The organism is Pseudomonas sp. 910_23, assembly GCF_052850795.1.
In genome coordinates, this window is sequence record NZ_VXCZ01000026.1 from 44,503 (window position 1) to 63,588 (window position 19,086).

Annotated in this window: 13 protein-coding genes and 4 tRNA genes; 5 read left to right on the forward strand and 12 right to left on the reverse strand. The window is 58.5% G+C overall.

The window, feature by feature from the left end:
- Positions 1-11 precede the first annotated feature (11 nt).
- Positions 12-2,672: a pyruvate dehydrogenase (acetyl-transferring), homodimeric type gene (aceE, locus tag FW800_RS25125; protein ID WP_446438683.1), complete on the forward strand. Its 2,661-nt coding sequence runs from the start codon at positions 12-14 to the stop codon at positions 2,670-2,672.
- Between the two features lies 1 nt (position 2,673).
- On the opposite strand, the gene FW800_RS25130 is transcribed toward aceE, so the two are convergent.
- Both FW800_RS25130 and FW800_RS25135 read right to left on the reverse strand, forming a co-directional pair.
- Positions 2,674-3,492, reverse strand: a complete 819-nt coding sequence (locus tag FW800_RS25130) for a DUF2242 domain-containing protein (RefSeq protein WP_446438684.1) — start codon at positions 3,490-3,492, stop codon at positions 2,674-2,676.
- 83 nt (positions 3,493-3,575) lie between these two features.
- A complete protein-coding gene (locus FW800_RS25135) occupies positions 3,576-4,481 on the reverse strand; it encodes a LysR family transcriptional regulator (protein ID WP_446438685.1) in 906 nt (301 codons plus the stop codon).
- 115 nt (positions 4,482-4,596) lie between these two features.
- Here FW800_RS25135 and FW800_RS25140 point away from each other — a divergent pair, with 115 nt between their 5' ends.
- Both FW800_RS25140 and nhaA read left to right on the forward strand, forming a co-directional pair.
- A complete protein-coding gene (locus tag FW800_RS25140; protein WP_446438686.1) occupies positions 4,597-5,775 on the forward strand; it encodes an MFS transporter in 1,179 nt (392 codons plus the stop codon).
- Positions 5,776-5,893: 118 nt separating this feature from the next.
- Positions 5,894-7,237: a Na+/H+ antiporter NhaA gene (gene nhaA / locus FW800_RS25145; protein ID WP_446438687.1), complete on the forward strand. Its 1,344-nt coding sequence runs from the start codon at positions 5,894-5,896 to the stop codon at positions 7,235-7,237.
- A gap of 82 nt (positions 7,238-7,319) precedes the next feature.
- On the opposite strand, the gene FW800_RS25150 is transcribed toward nhaA, so the two are convergent.
- The 10 genes from FW800_RS25150 to FW800_RS25195 all read right to left on the reverse strand — a co-directional run bounded on the left by FW800_RS25150 (position 7,320) and on the right by FW800_RS25195 (position 16,738).
- Positions 7,320-9,194: a SurA N-terminal domain-containing protein gene (locus FW800_RS25150; RefSeq protein WP_446438688.1), complete on the reverse strand. Its 1,875-nt coding sequence runs from the start codon at positions 9,192-9,194 to the stop codon at positions 7,320-7,322.
- A gap of 230 nt (positions 9,195-9,424) precedes the next feature.
- Positions 9,425-9,697, reverse strand: a complete 273-nt coding sequence (locus tag FW800_RS25155) for an HU family DNA-binding protein (protein ID WP_003174819.1) — start codon at positions 9,695-9,697, stop codon at positions 9,425-9,427.
- A 148-nt stretch (positions 9,698-9,845) separates the two neighbouring features.
- The gene (lon, locus tag FW800_RS25160) at positions 9,846-12,242 is read right to left on the reverse strand and encodes an endopeptidase La (RefSeq protein WP_032880520.1); all 2,397 of its coding nucleotides are present in this window, start codon (positions 12,240-12,242) and stop codon (positions 9,846-9,848) included.
- A gap of 188 nt (positions 12,243-12,430) precedes the next feature.
- On the reverse strand, positions 12,431-13,714 hold the full coding sequence (clpX, locus tag FW800_RS25165) for an ATP-dependent Clp protease ATP-binding subunit ClpX (protein ID WP_003238279.1): 1,284 nt from the start codon (positions 13,712-13,714) through the stop codon (positions 12,431-12,433).
- Between the two features lie 112 nt (positions 13,715-13,826).
- A complete protein-coding gene (clpP, locus tag FW800_RS25170; RefSeq protein ID WP_005789297.1) occupies positions 13,827-14,462 on the reverse strand; it encodes an ATP-dependent Clp endopeptidase proteolytic subunit ClpP in 636 nt (211 codons plus the stop codon).
- 91 nt (positions 14,463-14,553) lie between these two features.
- Positions 14,554-15,864 carry a trigger factor gene (gene tig / locus FW800_RS25175; RefSeq protein ID WP_446438689.1) on the reverse strand — a complete coding sequence of 437 codons (1,311 nt, stop codon included), beginning with the start codon at positions 15,862-15,864 and terminating at the stop codon, positions 14,554-14,556.
- 395 nt (positions 15,865-16,259) lie between these two features.
- Positions 16,260-16,335: transfer RNA gene (locus tag FW800_RS25180), tRNA-His, on the reverse strand.
- A 77-nt stretch (positions 16,336-16,412) separates the two neighbouring features.
- Positions 16,413-16,497: transfer RNA gene (locus FW800_RS25185), tRNA-Leu, on the reverse strand.
- A 56-nt stretch (positions 16,498-16,553) separates the two neighbouring features.
- Positions 16,554-16,629: transfer RNA gene (locus tag FW800_RS25190), tRNA-His, on the reverse strand.
- A gap of 32 nt (positions 16,630-16,661) precedes the next feature.
- A tRNA-Arg gene (locus FW800_RS25195) sits at positions 16,662-16,738 on the reverse strand.
- A gap of 274 nt (positions 16,739-17,012) precedes the next feature.
- On the opposite strand from FW800_RS25195, the gene folD reads away from it, so the two are divergent.
- Positions 17,013-17,867 (forward strand): bifunctional methylenetetrahydrofolate dehydrogenase/methenyltetrahydrofolate cyclohydrolase FolD, encoded by an 855-nt coding sequence (gene folD / locus FW800_RS25200; protein WP_005789300.1) that lies wholly within the window; start codon positions 17,013-17,015, stop codon positions 17,865-17,867.
- Between the two features lie 206 nt (positions 17,868-18,073).
- Positions 18,074-18,997 (forward strand): D-alanyl-D-alanine endopeptidase, encoded by a 924-nt coding sequence (gene pbpG, locus FW800_RS25205; protein ID WP_078821725.1) that lies wholly within the window; start codon positions 18,074-18,076, stop codon positions 18,995-18,997.
- Positions 18,998-19,086 lie beyond the last annotated feature (89 nt).

Sequence of the window (19,086 nt, forward strand, 5' to 3'; positions counted from 1 at the left end):
TGGAGCCTCACATGACCCCGAATGACCCAGTAAGACTCGACGATGATCCGCAGGAAACCCGCGAATGGCTGGACTCCATCGAATCGGTGCTGTCCACCGAGGGCCGTCCCCGCGCTCATTACCTGATCGATCAGTTGCTGGATTTCGACGTTGCACGGCATGGCGACTTCTACGGGCGGGTGACCACCCCCTACGTCAATACCATCCCGGTTGAGCGCCAGTTGCCCTACCCCGGTAACCAGGCCATCGAGCGGCGCACCAATGCGTTCATCCGCTGGAATGCCATGGCGATGGTATTGCGCGCAGGCAAACACTCAGGCGTGGGTGGGCATATCGCCACCTATGCGTCAGCCGCCGTGCTGTATGACGTAGGCTTCGATCATTTTTTCCGTGGCCGAACCGACACATTCGACGGCGACCTGGTGTACATCCAGGGCCATTCCTCACCAGGCATTTATGGCCGTGCCTATCTGGAGGGCCGTATCAGCGAAGCGCAGCTGGATAACTTTCGTCGCGAGGCCGGTGGCGAGGGCTTGTCTTCCTATCCTCACCCACGGTTGATGCCGGACTTCTGGCAATTCCCTACGGTCTCCATGGGCCTGGGGCCGATCACCGCCGCGTACCAGGCGCGTTTTATGCGGTACCTGGAGTTTCGAGACCTCAAGCAGCATCAGGGCCGCAAGGTTTGGGCATTCCTCGGCGATGGCGAAATGGACCAGCCCGAATCCCTGGCGGCCATCTCGCTGGCGGGCCGCGAAAAACTCGACAACCTGATCTTCGTGGTCAACTGCAACCTGCAACGCCTGGATGGTCCGGTGCGCGGCAATGCCAAGGTGATCCAGGAGTTCGAGAGCCTGTACCGTGCCGCCGGCTGGAATGTGATCAAGGTGATCTGGGGCGGCGGCTGGGACGCGCTGCTGGAAAAGGACCAGAGCGGCCTACTGCGCCAACGCATGATGGAATGCGTGGACGGCGACTACCAGAATTACAAATCCCAGAATGGCGCTTATGTGCGTGAACACTTCTTTGGCAAATACCCGCAGTTACTGGCGCTGGTTGCGGACATGTCCGACGACGACATCTGGAAACTCTCACGGGGCGGGCATGACCCGGACAAGGTCTACAACGCCTACGCCGCCGCCGTGCGCCACAAGGGCCAGCCCACGGTGATACTGGCCAAGACGGTCAAGGGCTTCGGCATGGGTGAAGCTGGCGAAGGCCAAAACATCAACCATCAGCTGAAGAAGATGGGGGCCGAAGCGGTAAAAGCTTTCCGCGACCGCTTCGGCCTGGAGGTCGACGATGACCGGCTCGAAGAAATCCCCTACCTCAAACCCGCCGTCGACAGCGAAGAGGCCCACTACTTTGCCGCACGACGGCAGGCGCTGGGAGGCTATGTGCCAGCGCGCCACACGAGCGTTGCGCCGCTGCAAATCCCCGAGCTGAGCGCCTTCGCCACCCAACTCAAAGACACCGGTGAGCGCGCCATCTCCACCACCATGGCCTTTGTGCGCATCCTCGGCACGCTGCTCAAGGACCCGCATTTGGGCAAGCTGATCGTGCCTATTGTGCCGGATGAGTCGCGCACCTTTGGCATGGAAAGCCTGTTCCGCCAGATCGGTATCCACTCAGCCGTCGGCCAGCTCTATACCCCACAGGACGCCGGGCAATTGAGCTACTACAAAGAAAGCAAAGACGGACAGATCATGCAGGAAGGGCTGAATGAATCCGGCGCCATTTCTTCCTGGATTGCGGCAAGCACGTCCTATAGCAACCATGGCCTGATGACCGTGCCGTTCTATATTTTCTACTCGATGTTCGGCTTCCAGCGCGTCGGCGACCTGGCCTGGGCGGCGGGCGATGCGCGAGCGCGGGGCTTCCTGCTGGGCGCCACGGCCGGACGCACCACGCTGATGGGGGAAGGCTTGCAACACGACGACGGACACAGCCATATCCTGGCGTCGGTGATTCCCTGCTGCGTGGCCTATGACCCGACTTTTGCCTACGAACTGGCGGTGATTATTCGCGAGGGTATGCGGCGCATGTATGTCGAACAGGAGGACATCTACTACTACATCACCCTGCTCAACGAAAACTATCCGCACCCGGCGATGCCGGAAGGCGTTGAAGAAGGCATTCTCAAGGGCATGTATCCGCTGAGCAGCCACCCGCAGGCAAAGGTGCAGCTAATGGGCAGCGGTTCAATCTTGCGCGAAGTGATCGCCGCAGCCGAGTTGCTCGCCAAGGATTTCGCCGTGCACAGCGATGTCTGGAGCGTCACCAGCCTGACCGAATTGCGCCGTGCTGGGCACGCCGCCGAGCGCTGGAACCTCCTGCACCCGCAAAGCGAGCCGCGCCAAAGCTATGTCGAAACCTGCCTTGCCGGGAGAACCGGCGCTGTGGTGGTGGCCACGGACTACATGAAGTTGTTCGCCGACCAGATTCGCCCCTTCGTGCATAACCGCCGTTTTGTCGCACTGGGTACCGACGGTTTCGGGCAATCGGACACCCGCGAGACATTGCGCGAGTTCTTCGAGGTAGACCGGCACTTTATCGCTTTAGCAGCCTTGAAGGCGTTGGCTGATGACGGTGTGATTGGTCGTGACAACGTCGCCCTGGCCATCAGCCGCTACGGGATCAACGTCGACAAGGCCGATCCCGTAGCCATCTGAGTTACTGCGCAGGCGCTGGCAGGGGCGGTATTGCCTCAGTCGGCGCAGGCAGGTTGGGATTGGTCGGCGCCGGTTCGGTTGCTGGCGTCGAGGCAGGCACAGGTTCCGGGGTCGGTGCGATCGGCGCAGCCTCAGGTGGCGGTGCCAGGGGTTGCGAAGCGGCAGGCGCTACAGGTGCCTCCTTCGGCGCCTCGACCTTCTCGGCTACTGGAGCGGCTACCGGAGCGACCTTGGGTTCAGGCACACCCAGGTCAGCCTTGGGCTGCTCGGGTATATGCTCGGCCTGCTTGACCTCTTGCGGCAGGAACACATCCACCAGCGCAAAGTAACGCTCGTAGAACTTCGGTGCCGAGACGGTCTCGCTCGCGACTTTCACCATCGAGTCGTCAGTGGAGCCGATCGGCATCGACACCGAACCCAACACACCCACGCCGAGGCTGGCGGAGTTGTTGACCTTCTTCAGCGCATAGCGATCCTGCAAGGCGTTGGCAAACATCGTCGAGTGATTGCTGCCTTTGCCATCAGCAGCGCACACCACGTTGAAACTGATCTGCAGATGGGTCTCGCCGGTCTGCTGAAAACTCTTGTTGCCCGCCACCAGCTTTGGATCGCTGCTGGTAATGATGTAACCCTGGCTCAGCAGGGCACGACGCGCCGCTTCACACGCCGCTACATCGCTGACCGGGTAATCGCGGGAAAACGTACCGGAATCGTCGAAATTCTCATGTTCATAGATAGCGGTCTTGGGTGAGGAGCAGCCCGCGGCGCCCGCCAGCACCAGCGCCAACCCGAGGCTACGCAAGTGAAATGATGTCGACATTGAAAATCCTGTGGAAAACGGTCCGGACGGTATTGTGCAACAGAACGCGGCCTTGAAGCGCGCATTCCTGTCGGTTAAACATCTCAGCCTTGTGAAGCCGCGTCAGTAGGAAAAAGCCCGGCACACATATGATCGATAAACACGCGCAGTTTGGCCGAGGCATGGCGACTGGCCGGCCACAGCAACCAGAAACTGCCACGGTGTTCGAGGTGATCATCCAGTACGCGCTGCAAAGCCCCTTGCGCAACCGCCTCGTTGACCATGTAGTCCGGCAGGCACGCAATACCGAGACCTTCCTGGGCCACATGCTTGAGAGACTCAATGGTGCTGCTGACCAGCGGCGCACGCAAGCTCGGCTCCACCGCGCCCGGCACCAGTCGCAGCGGCCAGGACTCGAGTTTGCCGGAGGCGCAGAATTTATGCCGCAGGCAGGCGTGATGACTCAAGTCCTGGGGCAGATGTGGCGTGCCGTATTGCTCGAAATAGCCGGGCGTACCGACAAGTACCAATTGGTAATGCCCCAGATGGCGCGCCATCAAGCGCGAGTCTTCCGGCTTGCCGGTGCGGATCACCGCGTCGAAGCCTTCATCGATGACATCCACCATACGGTCGGAAAAATCCACGTCCAACTCGATATCCGGATAGGCGCGCATAAAACCACTGATCACCGGCATCAGCAACCCGCGCACTTGGGGCACGCTGATACGCAGTTTGCCCCGCGGGGTGGCACTGGCCTCGCTCAACTCCAGCTCAGCCGCTTCCACTTCCGCCAGGATGCGCCGCGAGCGCTCCAGCAACAGCGCACCCTCACTGGTCAGGGTGATACTGCGGGTACTTCGATGAAACAGCCTGACGCCTAGCCGCTCCTCCATGCGTGCGATGCTTTTGCCTACCGCTGAGGATGACACGCCCAATACCCGCCCGGCGGTGGTGAAGCTACGGGTTTGCGCGACCTGTACGAATACCGAGAGCCCGCTCAGACTGTCCATGCTGATGCCTTGGTCGATTGCGGACAAAAATGTCCGATAAGTTCGGCACCTTAGCCTGTTTTTCCGCGCATCGCAGCCCCCTACCCTGCCTCCTTGCCCCTTCAAGGAGACTCCCATGAACAACACTTCAGTGACCGCTACGGCGCCCGTGCATGAACCCTTGCCATTGGCAGGGTTGCTGGCCCTGGCCTCGGCCGGCTTTATCACCATCCTCACCGAGGCCATGCCCGCCGGGCTGCTGCCGCAAATGAGCGCCGGGCTGGAAGTGTCACAGGCGCTGGTCGGGCAGTTGGTGACGCTCTACGCCCTGGGCTCATTGCTCGCGGCCATCCCGCTGACCTTGCTGACCCGTGGCTGGCGTCGCAGGCCTCTGCTGTTGATCGCCATAGGCGGCTTTGCCCTGGTCAACAGTGTCACCGCGTTTTCCAGCCACTACGGCGTGACCTTGATCGCTCGCTTCTTTGCGGGTGTATTCGCCGGGCTGCTGTGGGCGCTGTTGGCAGGCTACGCCAGCCGCATGGTTGCCCCTCATCTGCAGGGCCGGGCGATCGCCGTGGCCATGCTCGGTGCGCCGCTGGCCTTGTCCCTCGGCGTACCTGCTGGCACCCTGCTTGGCACGCTGGTCGGTTGGCGCAGCAGCTTTGCCATCATGACCGGCCTGACCTTGTTACTGCTGGTGTGGGCGCGCTGGCAATTGCCGGATTTTGCCGGCGAAGCAGCCAGCAAACGTCTGGGCCTGAATCGCGTGCTGGCCCTGCCGGGAATCCGCCCAGTGCTGTGGGTGACCTTCACCTATGTGTTGGCTCATAACATCCTCTACACCTACATCGCTCCCTTGCTGGTGCCCGCCGGCATCGGCAGCGAGATCGACCAGGTATTACTGGTGTTCGGCTTGATGGCGTTGGTAAGCATCTGGTTGGTGGGCATATGGATTGATCAACACCTGCGGTTGCTGACCCTCATCAGTTGCGCGACGTTCGCCGCAGCTGCCCTGCTCCTGGGTTTCTGGACCAGCTCTGCGATCTGCATCTACATCAGCGTGGCGGCCTGGGGCCTGGCTTTCGGAGGCCTGCCGGCCCTGCTGCAAACCGCACTCGCCAAGTCGGCCGGCAACTCGGCCGATGCCGCGCAATCCATGCTGGTCACCGCGTGGAACCTTGGCATTGCCGGGGGTGGGCTGGCTGGCGGCTTGATGCTCCAACACTGGGGCGTCATCGCATTTCCATGGGCCGTGCTGGGGTTGATAGCGCTGGCGCTGGGTGCAATGACGGGCAAGGCCTGGCACGGCCGATGACAAGTTTGTTTACAACTTATTCCTCAACTTCCTATCATCGCCTCTGGGTGCGTTGCTGCATAAGGCGCGGCGCAGGTTAAAAGCCAAGCATTGGTCGGGCCGCCAATGGAGATTTGTCGTGCCTGATAAACACCCTGCCATCCCCCGCCCTCAGCGCCTGACTGAGGGCGCGCTGTCTGCCCTTGAGCGTTTTTCCCATATCGAAGCCGTGAGCGGTATCGTCCTGCTGTTGGCAGCGATCGTGGCGCTGATCTGGGCCAACAGCCCCGCCGCAGCGACCTACGAGCACTTCTGGAATACGCCTGTTACCCTGGGACTTGGCGATTACAGCGTGTCGCGCTCCCTGCACTTTCTGGTCAATGACGGGCTGATGACCATCTTCTTTCTGGTAGTCGGCGCCGAGATCCGTCAGGAAATCAAAGATGGCGCCCTGGCCAACCTGAAACTGGCCACGCTGCCCTTGGGCGCTGCGCTGGGCGGTGTGCTGATGCCTGCACTCATCTACACCCTGCTCAACCACGGCACCGTCGCCGCCAGTGGCTGGGCGGTACCCACCGCGACCGACATCGCCTTTGCCGTGGGCGTGCTGGCGCTGCTGGGCAAGTCGATTCCCAGTGGCGTGCGTATCCTGTTGCTGGCCCTGGCGATCATCGATGACATCGTGGCGATCCTGATCATCGCGATCTTCTTCACTGCCAGTCTCGATTACATGGGCTTGGTGATTGCCGCAGGCGGGCTGGCGCTGGTGCTGGTGTTCCAACGCATGGGCATCGGCAAGGCCGCGATCTATCTGTTACCTGGCGCGATTGTATGGTTCGGGCTGCTCAAGACCGGCGTGCACCCGACCCTCGCCGGGGTGATCCTGGGCTTGATGACGCCGGTCAACTCCAAGCCCACCACGGAGCGCCCGCTGGAGACCATTGAACGCACGTTCAACGAGCTGATGGAGCGCTTCTCGCATTCGGCAGAAGGCCCCCAACAGGTCGCCCAGCCCCTCAAGCAACTGCGCCAAGCCCAACGGGAGATGTTGCCGCCGGTGCAACGGGTGCAATCGGCACTGCATCCGTGGGTGGCATTCGGCGTGATGCCGCTTTTCGCCTTGGCCAATGCCGGCGTGAGCCTGGAAGGCTTCAACCTGGATGATCCGATGGCTCACGGGGTGTTCATGGGGGTCATCTTTGCGCTGGTACTCGGCAAACCCCTGGGCGTGATGCTGGCGAGCCTGATGCTGGTCAAGCTCAATATCTGCAAGCTGCCGGACGGTGTGACCTGGACAGGAGTCGGCCTGGTTGGCCTGCTGGCCGGGATCGGGTTCACCATGTCGATCTTTATCTCCTCCCTGGCCTTCTCGGACCCTGCCTTGCTGTCGGCCGCCAAGCTCAGTGTATTGGCCGCTTCGACCCTGGCAGCGGTGATCGGCCTGACCTGGGGCAAGCTCAAGTTTTCAGGCAAGCACCCATAAGGCGAGTTAAGCACCCACTTTATCAAAGGCAAAAAAAGACCCCGGCCTTTTCAGGACGGGGTCTTTTTTATTCAAGCCGGCATCAGTACTTCTTGATGTCTGCCTGGGTTTCCAGCTGCTTGCGGAACGCCGCGAAGTCCTGCTGGCCGATACGGGAAGCGAGGAAGCGGCGGTATTGCGCCTTTTCTTCGTCCGTAGGGGCTGCCGCTTCGTTGACGCCGTTCAAGCGCACAATCACCAGGCTGCCATCACGCAGCGTCACCGTGGTGAAGGTCGGCTTGTCCTTGGCCGCAGGCTTGGGCATGCGGAACAGGGCTTGCAGCACGGCTGGGTCGATGGATTCCTGACCGCGGGTCGCCGCTTCAGTCACCTTCCAGGCCTGACCGTCAATCGGCTGGTCCAGCGCGGTTTTGCCGTCACGCAGGCTGGCGATCAACTCGTCGGCATGGGCTTTGGCGGCAGCGCTCGCACGCTCCTTGGTCATCTGGGTGCGAATCGCCGCAGCAACGCTCTCAAGCGGCAGTTGAGCCGGCTTGAGATGCTCTTTGGCACGCAACACGATGATGGTTTCCGGGTCCAGCTCGATGGCGCTGCTGTTGGCACCTTCATCCAGCACTTCCGGGCTGAATGCCGCAGTCACCACGGCACGGTTGGCTGCAACGCCTTCGCCACCTTCACGGCCAAACGGCGCCGAGGTGTGGACGGTCAGCTTCAGGTCAGATGCCGGCTGGGCCAGGTCGGACGCTTCGAATGCCGCATCTTCCAATTGCTTGGTCGCTTCGACAAACCGCTGTTCAACCTGTTGGGTCTTGAGCTCGCGGGTCAGCTTGTCTTTCAGGCTGGCAAACGATGGCACCTCAGGTGCTTCAACGCCCAGCAACTTGATCAAGTGCCAACCGAAGGCACTGCGCACCGGCGCCGATACCTGGTCTTGCTTCAAGCCGTACAGGGCCGTTTCGAAGTCCGGATCGTAGACGCCCGGGCCGGCAAAGCCCAGGTCACCGCCATTGTTGGCCGAACCTGGATCCTGGGAGAACTCCTTGGCCAGGGCTTCGAACTTCTCGCCCTTGGCCAGGCGTGCCTGGACTTCTTCGATCTTGGCCTTGGCTTGCGCCTCGGTGACCTTATCGTTGACTTCGATCAGGATGTGCGCGGCACGACGCTGTTCAGCGAGGTTGGCGGTTTCCTTCTCGTAGGCAGCCTGCAGTTCATCGTCCTTGACGGTGACCTGGTCGAAGAAGGAGGACTTCTTCAACTCCAGATAGTCGATGACCACCTGGTCCGGGGTCATGAACTCTTTGGCGTGCTGATCGTAGTAAGCCTTGACCTCATCATCGGTGAGCTTCACCGCTGCCGGGTCTGCCTTGATGTTGACGGTGGCGAAATCGCGGGTCTGTTTTTCCAGTCGGGCGAACGCCAGCACCTCGGCATCGGTGACGAAACCGCTGCCGGCGATACCTGCGCGAACCTGGCCGATCAGCATTTCCTGGGTCAGCATCTGACGGAATTGCATACGGCTATAGCCCAGTTGACGGATCACCTGGTCAAAACGTTCGGCATTGAACTTGCCATCCACCTGGAATTCCGGCGTCTGCAGGATCACCTGGTCCAAAGCGGCTTCCGAAAAGCCGAACTTGGCATCAGCAGCGCCTTGCAGCAGCAGCTTGCGGTCGACCAGGCCCTTGAGGGCCGCGTCGCGCAGCAGTTTTTCGTCCAGCAGCGAAGCATCGAAATCCTTGCCCAGCTGTTGCATCAGCTGGCGACGTTGCATGTCGACAGCCTGGCTCAGTTCGGTCTGGGTGATCTGTTCACCGTTGACCTTGGCCACGTCCTGCGCGTTATTACCCGAAGCCTGGAAAATGGCTTCGATACCGGTGAACGCCATCAATGCGACGATGATCCCGATAATGGTCTTGGCAATCCAGCCTTGTGAATTGTCCCTGATATTTTGCAGCATGCGTCCCCCAGAAACGGTTGAACTTCAAAAATAGGCAACCGTGGAGCGTGGGTAGAGTCCGGATAGAAGAAAGGCGCATCCGAGGATGCGCCTTCTCGTAACTGGCGGAGCGGACGGGGGTTTGAACTCTCACCCCCGGCGTGGCGACCCGCTGGATACGTGGGTCGCTACCGCTCCGCTGCCAGGTCGGACGTGCGTCCGACCCGGGTAAGCAAAGGCTTGATCGAAGCTTAGTTAACGGCTTCTTTCAGGGCTTTACCGGCTTTGAAACCTGGTTTCTTGGCAGCAGCGATTTGCAGTGCTTTGCCAGTCTGTGGGTTACGGCCAGTGCGAGCTGGGCGGTCAGTCACAGAGAAAGTACCGAAGCCTACCAGTACCACGGAGTCGCCGGCCTTCAGAGCGCCAGTGACGGATTCGATTACTGCGTCCAGCGCACGGCCAGCAGCAGCTTTCGGGATATCAGCGGATGCGGCGATAGCATCAATCAGTTCCGACTTGTTCACTCTAAGTCCCCTTATATATCTATTGAGTATGATTCTAAGTTTTTTGGTAAAAGCAAAAACCAGTGCTGGGTGGCCTACAGACACTTAAGAGCCGCTTTATAACAAGGGCTCTAAAAAGCTGTCAAGGAAGCCCCCAGGCTTTAACACATTAATGCGTGCTAATTCTTTCCTTGGAATCTGACTCGCGTTTTTCGTCCTTCGCGACTATCTCCGGAGCTACATCCGGCAAGGGTTCCGGCGCGTATTGCAGCGCAATTTGCAGGACCTCGTCAATCCATTTAACCGGTTTAATCTGAAGATCCTGCTTGATGTTGTCAGGAATTTCCTTCAAGTCGCGAACATTCTCTTCCGGAATGATCACCGTCTTGATTCCGCCCCGGTGAGCCGCCAGCAATTTCTCTTTCAGACCACCGATGGCCAATACCTGACCACGCAGGGTAATTTCCCCAGTCATTGCGACGTCAGCGCGCACAGGGATGCCAGTCAATGCCGACACCAGGGCCGTGCACATGCCTACGCCCGCGCTAGGGCCGTCTTTCGGGGTCGCCCCTTCCGGCATATGGATATGGGTGTCGTGCTTCTCATGGAAGTCCAGCGGGATGCCCAGGCTGCGGGCGCGACTGCGCACCACGGTCTGCGCGGCCGTGATGGATTCGACCATCACGTCACCCAGGGAGCCGGTCTTGATCAACTGGCCTTTGCCGGGAATCACCGCAGCTTCAATGGTGAGTAATTCGCCACCCACCTGAGTCCACGCCAGGCCAGTCACCTGCCCGACCTGGTCCTGCTGCTCGGCCAGGCCGTAGCGGAATTTCTTCACGCCCAGGAAGTGTTCCAGGGAGTCGGCAACTACCTTCACAGAGAAACGTTTTTCCAGTGCGTGTTCTTTCACCGCCTTGCGGCAGATCTTCGCGATCTGGCGCTCAAGGCCCCGTACACCGGCCTCGCGGGTGTAGTAACGCACGATGTCGCGGATCGCCTCGACCTCAAACTCGATCTCGCCCTTCTTCAGGCCGTTGGCCGAAATCTGCTTGGGTGCGAGGTATTTGACGGCGATATTGATCTTCTCGTCTTCGGTGTAACCCGGCAGACGAATCACCTCCATCCGGTCCAGCAAGGCTGGCGGAATGTTCATGGAGTTGGAGGTGCACAGGAACATTACGTCAGACAAGTCGTAGTCGACTTCCAGGTAATGGTCGTTGAAGTTGTGATTCTGCTCCGGATCGAGCACCTCAAGCAGCGCGGAGGCAGGATCGCCACGCATATCGCTGCCCATTTTGTCGATTTCATCGAGCAGGAACAGCGGGTTGCGCACGCCCACTTTTGTCATCTTTTGAATCAATCTTCCTGGCATCGAACCGATGTAGGTACGGCGATGACCACGGATTTCCGCCTCGTCACGCACACCGCCCAGGGCCATGCGCACAAACTTGCGGTTGGTGGCACTGGCAATCGACTCGGCCAGGGAGGTTTTACCCACACCCGGAGGGCCGACCAGGCACAACACCGGACCACGAATCTTTTTCACGCGCTTTTGCACGGCAAGGTATTCGAGGATGCGCTCTTTGACTTCCTCAAGACCATAATGGTCGGCATCGAGGATTTCTTCGGCGCGAGCCAGATCCAGGCGCACCTTGGTCTGGGCCTTCCACGGCACCTGCACCAGCCAATCGATGTAGGAACGCACCACCGTGGCTTCGGCCGACATTGGCGACATCTGCTTGAGCTTGTTCAGCTCTGCGGTAGCCTTGGTCAAGGCATCTTTGGGCAGGCCAGCGGCATCAATGCGCTTTTTCAGCTCTTCGATTTCGTTGTGGCCTTCCTCGCCGTCGCCGAGTTCCTTCTGAATGGCCTTCATCTGCTCATTCAGGTAGTACTCGCGCTGGCTGCGCTCCATTTGCTTCTTCACCCGACCGCGGATGCGTTTTTCTACCTGCAACAGGTCGATTTCGCCGTCCAGCAGCGCCAACACGTGCTCGACACGGGCCGACAGGTCGATGATTTCGAGGATGTCCTGCTTCTGCTCGATTTTCAGCGCCATGTGCGCGGCCATGGTATCAACCAGGCGGCTTGGTTCATCAATGCTGCTGAGGGAAGACAGCACTTCAGCGGGGACTTTCTTGCCCAACTGCACATACTGCTCGAACTGCGAGAGCAGGCTGCGCACAAACACTTCGGATTCGCGCTCTGCAGCTTCGACTTCTTCGATCAGTGCCACTTCGGCGCGCAGGTGCCCGTCCACTTCCATGAAACGCTCTACGGCACCGCGCTGCTCGCCTTCCACCAGCACCTTGACGGTGCCATCAGGCAGCTTGAGCAATTGCAGCACAGTGGCAATGGTGCCGACGCGATACAGGGCATCTTCACCCGGATCATCATCAGCAGGATTCTTCTGGGCCAACAGCAGGATCTGCTTGTCGCCCGTCATCGCAGCCTCGAGGGCTTCGATAGACTTCTCGCGCCCCACGAACAGCGGGATAACCATGTGCGGATAGACGACGACATCACGCAACGGCAGGAGAGGCAATTCGATGGTTGTCTTCATGATTTCGCCTCTATGACAGTTGATAAGTAAGCATGAAACCAAGATGGGGGTTACATGCAAAAAAAACAAGCTCAATGCCAGTAGTTAAACGCATGAATACACGCGAATTTAACCACTGCACCAAGAAAACGCCCCAAAAAACAAGGGGCCCCTAAAGGCCCCTTGCTTGTACCGCAACTGCTGAACGCTTACGCGTCTGGCGCAGCCTTGGCCGTCGGCTCACTGTTTTCGTAGATATACAGTGGCTTGGACTTGCCTTCGATAACGCTTTCGTCGATCACCACTTTGCTCACCTCAGACTGCGAGGGGATTTCGTACATGGTGTCGAGCAACACGCCTTCGAGGATCGAACGCAGGCCACGTGCACCGGTCTTGCGCTCCAGTGCCCGCTTGGCCACCGATTTGAGCGCGTCGGTACGGAACTCGAGGTCCACGCCTTCCATCTCGAACAACTTGGCGTATTGCTTGGTCAGGGCGTTCTTAGGCTCGGTGAGGATCTGAATCAAAGCCGCCTCATCCAATTCGTCCAATGTCGCCAGGACCGGCAAGCGGCCAACGAATTCCGGGATCAGACCAAACTTGACCAGATCGTCAGGCTCGACTTCACGCAGGGACTCGCCCACCTTCTTGCCTTCTTCCTTGCTGCGCACTTCCGCACTGAAACCAATGCCGCCACGGGTGGAGCGCTGCTGGATAACCTTCTCCAGGCCGGAGAATGCGCCACCACAAATGAACAGGATGTTGCGCGTATCAACCTGAAGGAATTCCTGCTGCGGGTGCTTGCGGCCGCCTTGTGGCGGTACGGAAGCAACCGTGCCTTCGATCAGTTTCAACAGTGCCTGCTGCACGCCTTCACCGGAAACGTCCCGAGTGATCGACGGGTTGTCGGACTTGCGCGAAATCTTGTCGATTTCATCGATGTAGACAATACCCATCTGGGCCTTCTCTACGTCGTAGTCGCACTTCTGCAGCAGTTTCTGAATGATGTTCTCGACATCTTCGCCCACATAGCCAGCCTCGGTGAGGGTGGTGGCGTCGGCAATGGTGAACGGAACGTTCAGCAGGCGAGCGAGGGTTTCCGCAAGCAAGGTTTTACCCGAGCCTGTAGGACCGATCAGCAGGATGTTGCTCTTGCCGAGTTCGACCTCGTCGCCTTTCTTGTCACGCTGGTTCAGGCGCTTGTAGTGGTTGTACACCGCTACGGCCAGAACCTTCTTTGCACGCTCCTGGCCAATAACGTATTGGTCCAGGATGCCGCTGATTTCTTTAGGCGATGGGAGTTTGTGCGCACTGCTCTCGGCCTGGGCTTCCTGCACCTCCTCGCGGATGATGTCATTGCACAGGTCGACGCATTCGTCGCAGATAAACACCGAGGGGCCGGCAATCAATTTGCGTACTTCATGCTGGCTTTTGCCACAGAAGGAGCAATAGAGCAGCTTGCCGTTGTCCTCGCCGTTGCGGGTGTCAGTCATTCGTTCGATCCAAATCCGATAGGCTTGCAACACAAGATGAAGGCTTATGCGGGCTTTTTCAAGCCCGCCAGTGGTCGGACATGCCGACCAGCCCTATTTTGAGCGGCTTATATTAAGCGGGGCGCTTTTCGATCACTGCGTCGATCAACCCGTATTCACGGGCGGCTTCTGCGCTCATGAAATTGTCACGGTTGGTATCGCGCTCGATTTCTTCCAGTGTGTGCCCGCTGTGCTTGGCCATCAGCGTGTTCAGACGCTCACGAATGAAAAGGATTTCCTTGGCATGGATTTCAATGTCCGATGCCTGGCCCTGGAAACCGCCCAGTGGCTGGTGAATCATCACACGTGAGTTCGGCAGGCAGAAACGCTTGCCTTCGGCACCCGCCGTCAGCAGGAACGCGCCCATGCTGCAAGCCTGGCCGATGCAGGTAGTCGACACGTTTGGCTTGATGAATTGCATGGTGTCGTAGATCGACATCCCTGCGGTCACCGAACCACCTGGCGAGTTGATGTAGAGATGGATGTCCTTGTCCGGGTTTTCCGCTTCAAGGAACAGCAATTGCGCACAGATCAAGTTAGCCATGTAGTCCTCTACCGGGCCAACCAGAAAGATCACTCGCTCCTTGAGCAGGCGCGAGTAGATGTCGTAGGCGCGTTCGCCACGAGCGGACTGCTCGACAACCATCGGGACCAGGCCGCCGGCGGCCTGGATATCAGAGTTCTGCTGAATATAGGAATTACGGAACATGCTCTGCAGTTACTCCCAAATAGTCATGTCTTGAAAACGCATAAGCCAGCGCGAGGCTGGCTTATGGTTGAATTTCCAACGAGTTGGACAATCAGTCGGCTTGTGCTGCTTCCGCCGGTTTGACTGCTTCTTCGTAAGAGACCGCTTTATCGGTCACCTTAGCCTTCTGCAGAACAGTATCCACAACTTGTTCTTCAAGCACAACCGAACGTACTTCGTTCAGCTGTTGGTCATTCTTGTAGTACCAAGCCACGACCTGCTCAGGTTCCTGGTAGGCCGAAGCCATTTCCTGGATCATTTCGCGAACGCGGTCTTCGTCAGGCTTGAGGTCGAACTGCTTGACCACTTCAGCCACGATCAGGCCCAGCACAACGCGGCGCTTGGCTTGCTCTTCGAACAGCTCGGCTGGCAGCTGGTCAGGCTTGATGTTGCCACCAAACTGCTGAACAGCTTGTACGCGCAGGCGTTCCACTTCGTTGGACAGCAGGGCCTTTGGCACTTCGATCGGGTTGGCGGCCAGCAGACCGTCCATGACCTGGTTCTTGACCTTGGACTTGATGGCCTGGCGCAGTTCACGCTCCATGTTCTTGCGAACTTCGGTGCGGAAACCTTCGATGCCGGTTTCCTTGATACCGAATTGAGCGAAGAACTCTTCGTTCAGCTCTGGCAGCTTAGGCTCGGAAACGCTGTTGACGGTAACGGTGAACTCGGCAGCTTTGCCGGCCAGGTCCAGGTTCTGGTAGTCCGCTGGAAATTCCAGATTCAGAACGCGCTCTTCGCCGGCTTTGGCGCCAACCAGACCGTCTTCGAAGCCAGGGATCATGCGGTTGGAACCCAGCACCAGCTGAGTGCCCTTGGCGGAGCCGCCAGCGAACACTTCGCCGTCAACCTTGCCAACGAAATCGATGTTCAACTGGTCTTCGTTCTGGGCAGCACGCTCGGCCACTTCAAAACGGGTGTTCTGCTTGCGCAGGATTTCCAGCATGTTGTCCAGGTCCGAATCAGCCACTTCGGCGCTCAGACGCTCGATTTCGATACCTTCGAAACCAGCCACTTCGAATTCCGGGAACACTTCGAATACGGCAACGTATTCCAGGTCCTTGCCAGCTTCCAGGGACTTGGGTTCGATCGAAGGCGAGCCAGCCGGGTTCAGCTTTTGCTCGACAACGGCTTCGTAGAAGGAAGCCTGGATCACGTCACCTACAGCTTCCTGGCGCGCATCGGCACCAAAACGACGCTTGATTTCGCTCATCGGCACTTTGCCTGGACGGAAACCAGCGATCTTGGCCTTCTGGGCAGTCTGCTGCAGACGCTTGTTGACCGCAGTCTCGATACGCTCTGCCGGCACGGTGATGCTCAGGCGGCGCTCGAGAGCAGTAGTATTTTCAACAGAAACTTGCATGGATATTCCTCGTTGCACAGACGTTAGCCGGCCATTTCCGACCCCAATCAAGGGCATGCATTCTAGTGGGTCAAACTCAAGAAGTCACCCTACTGAAAATACAGCGGAAAACAGCCGGCAATTTATCGGTACGAAGGCACGGATGCACCTCGCCCCGGTGACAAATACAGCCAACTGCGCCAGGGCTCTGCGCCGCCTCTTCTATATAGAAGAAACCAGTCATTTCCCTGACGCCCGACCCCGCGCACAGGGCCTGCGGGCAGCGCGGCATCATCGAGACACACAAATACGATGAAACACCCCACCCTTTCGACCTTGCACCTGCAGCTGCCGGATATACGAACCGCTAAAACCAAAAAAGGCGCCAGACTGTTAAATCTGGCGCCTTTCGAATATGGGGTGGACGAAGGGGATCGAACCCTCGACAACGGGAGTCACAATCCCGTGCTCTACCAACTGAGCTACGCCCACCATATTGCGTTAACAAAGAAACCAAACTACTTCTTTGTTGAGCCCTGCCCCGCCTGACGGCACAGCAAAGCTTTAATTGGTGCGGATGAAGAGACTCGAACTCTTACGCCTCGCGGCGCTGGAACCTAAATCCAGTGTGTCTACCAATTCCACCACATCCGCGCTTGAAGCTCTTAAAGCAAAGGCGCCAGACGATTAATCTGGCGCCTTTCAAAATATGGGGTGGACGAAGGGGATCGAACCCTCGACAACGGGAGTCACAATCCCGTGCTCTACCAACTGAGCTACGCCCACCATATAGCGCTACTTGTGCCAAAGCTGCCTAATGGCGCACCCGGCAGGACTCGAACCTGCGACCATCCGCTTAGAAGGCGGATGCTCTATCCAGCTGAGCTACGGGCGCCTGATTAATCTGTACTCTTGGAGGATTACAAACTAAGTGTTTCCAGCCTTGCAGGACAACAATTCTGCTCGACCTTCTAACCAGTGCTAGGCTGTGCCCGACAAGTGCGACGAATAGTATAGAGCGTCCTGATACCCGTCAAATCTTTTTTGAAAAAAACTGATTTTATTTAAGGGCTTAGGGCAATTTGCAGACCAAGCGCCTTTGCCCTCGCGCCCTGGCGTGCGAGAATGCGCGCACTTTTCTTCCCCCTCTCGATGGTTAATCACGCGTAATGACTGCACAACTTATCGACGGCAAATCAATCGCCGCCAGCCTGCGCCAGCAGATCGCCAAACGCGTCACCGAGCGTCGCCAGCAAGGCCTGCGCACGCCTGGCCTCGCGGTGATCCTGGTCGGCAGCGATCCTGCCTCTCAGGTTTATGTCTCGCACAAGCGTAAAGACTGTGAAGAGGTCGGCTTTATTTCCAAAGCCTACGACTTGCCTTCTGACACCACTCAACAGGCCCTGACCGACCTGATTGACCGCCTCAACGATGATCCGGAAATGGACGGCATCCTGCTGCAGCTGCCGCTGCCCGAGCACCTGGACGCCTCCAAGTTGCTGGAACGCATCCGCCCGGACAAAGACGTCGACGGTTTCCACCCTTATAACGTCGGCCGCCTGGCCCAACGTATCCCGCTGCTGCGCCCATGCACACCCAAAGGCATCATGACCTTGCTGGAAAGCACCGGGGTCGATCTCTATGGTCTGGACGCGGTCGTGGTAGGCGCATCCAATATCGTCGGTCGCCCGATGGCCATGGAGCTGCTGCTGGCCGGCTGCACCGTGACCGTCACCCACCGCTTCACCAAGGACCTGGCTGGCCACGTTGGCCGCGCCGACCTGGTGGTGGTCGCTGCTGGCAAGCCGGGGTTGGTCAAAGGTGAATGGATCAAGGAAGGCGCCATCGTCATCGACGTGGGCATCAACCGCCAGGATGACGGCAAGCTGGTCGGCGACGTCGTCTACGACACTGCCCTGCCCCGCGCCGGCTGGATCACGCCAGTGCCAGGTGGTGTCGGCCCGATGACCCGCGCCTGCCTGTTGGAAAATACCTTGTACGCAGCAGAAACCCTGCACGGTTAATAACCAGGCGTAATGAAAAAGCCCTGCCTTAGCGCGGGGCTTTTTATTGCCTGAGAAAAAACTGTTTTTTCTTAGTTTTTAAGCACTTTCATCCGGTTCTGGAAGAACATTCGACAGTTTCTGATCCATACTCCTAGAATGTAACGTCATTTTTCATAAACCCGTTCCCGAACGGTATTTCCTTACTTTTTAGCGAGTTCATCCGCGTGAAAATTCGTCTCTCTATTGTCGGCCTGTTTTTCGCTTTGACAGGCACCTTCGCCCACGCCGCCGAATCCACCCTGGCCCCGCGTGACGCCTCCAAACTGCAAATCGCCTCCGGCAGCGCCATGCTGGTGGACTTGCAAACCAACAAAGTCATTTATTCCAGCAATCCCGACGTGGTGGTCCCCATCGCTTCAGTGAGCAAACTGATGACCGGCCTGATCGTGCTGGAAGCCAAGCAGAACATGGATGAGTACATCGACATCAACATCACCGACACGCCAGAGATGAAAGGCGTGTTCTCCCGGGTAAAAATCGGCAGCCAGATGCCGCGCAAGGAAATGCTGCTGATTGCGCTGATGTCCTCGGAAAACCGCGCCGCGGCGAGCCTGGCCCACCACTATCCGGGTGGCTATGCGGCATTCATTGCGGCGATGAACGCCAAGGCCAAGTCCCTGGGGATGACCAGCACCCACTATGTGGAGCCCACTGGCCTTTCGATTCATAACGTGTCGACCGCCCGTGACCTGAGCAAGCTACTGGCTTATGCGCGCAAATTCCCGATGCTGAGCCAACTGAGCACGACCAAGGAAAAAACCGTGGCGTTCCGCAAACCCAACTACACCCTGGGTTTCTCCAATACTGATCACCTGATCAACCGCGCCAACTGGGACATTAAGCTGACCAAGACCGGCTTTACCAACCAGGCCGGCCATTGCCTGGTATTGGTGACCAGCATGGGCAACCGCCCGGTGTCGCTGGTGATCCTGGATGCCTTTGGCAAGTTCACCCACTTTGCCGATGCCAGCCGTATTCGCAGCTGGGTTGAGACCGGCAAAGGCGGCGCGGTGCCGGACGTTGCGTTGCGCTACAAGGCTGACAAGAATCTGAAGAATCGGGGGAATGCGGTAGAAGTGCGCCGCTAACTAACCACCATCTTATTGAAATAAGCAGGCCCAATGTGGGAGGGGGCTTGCTCCCGATGGCGGTGTGCCAGGCTATAAAACTTATCCTG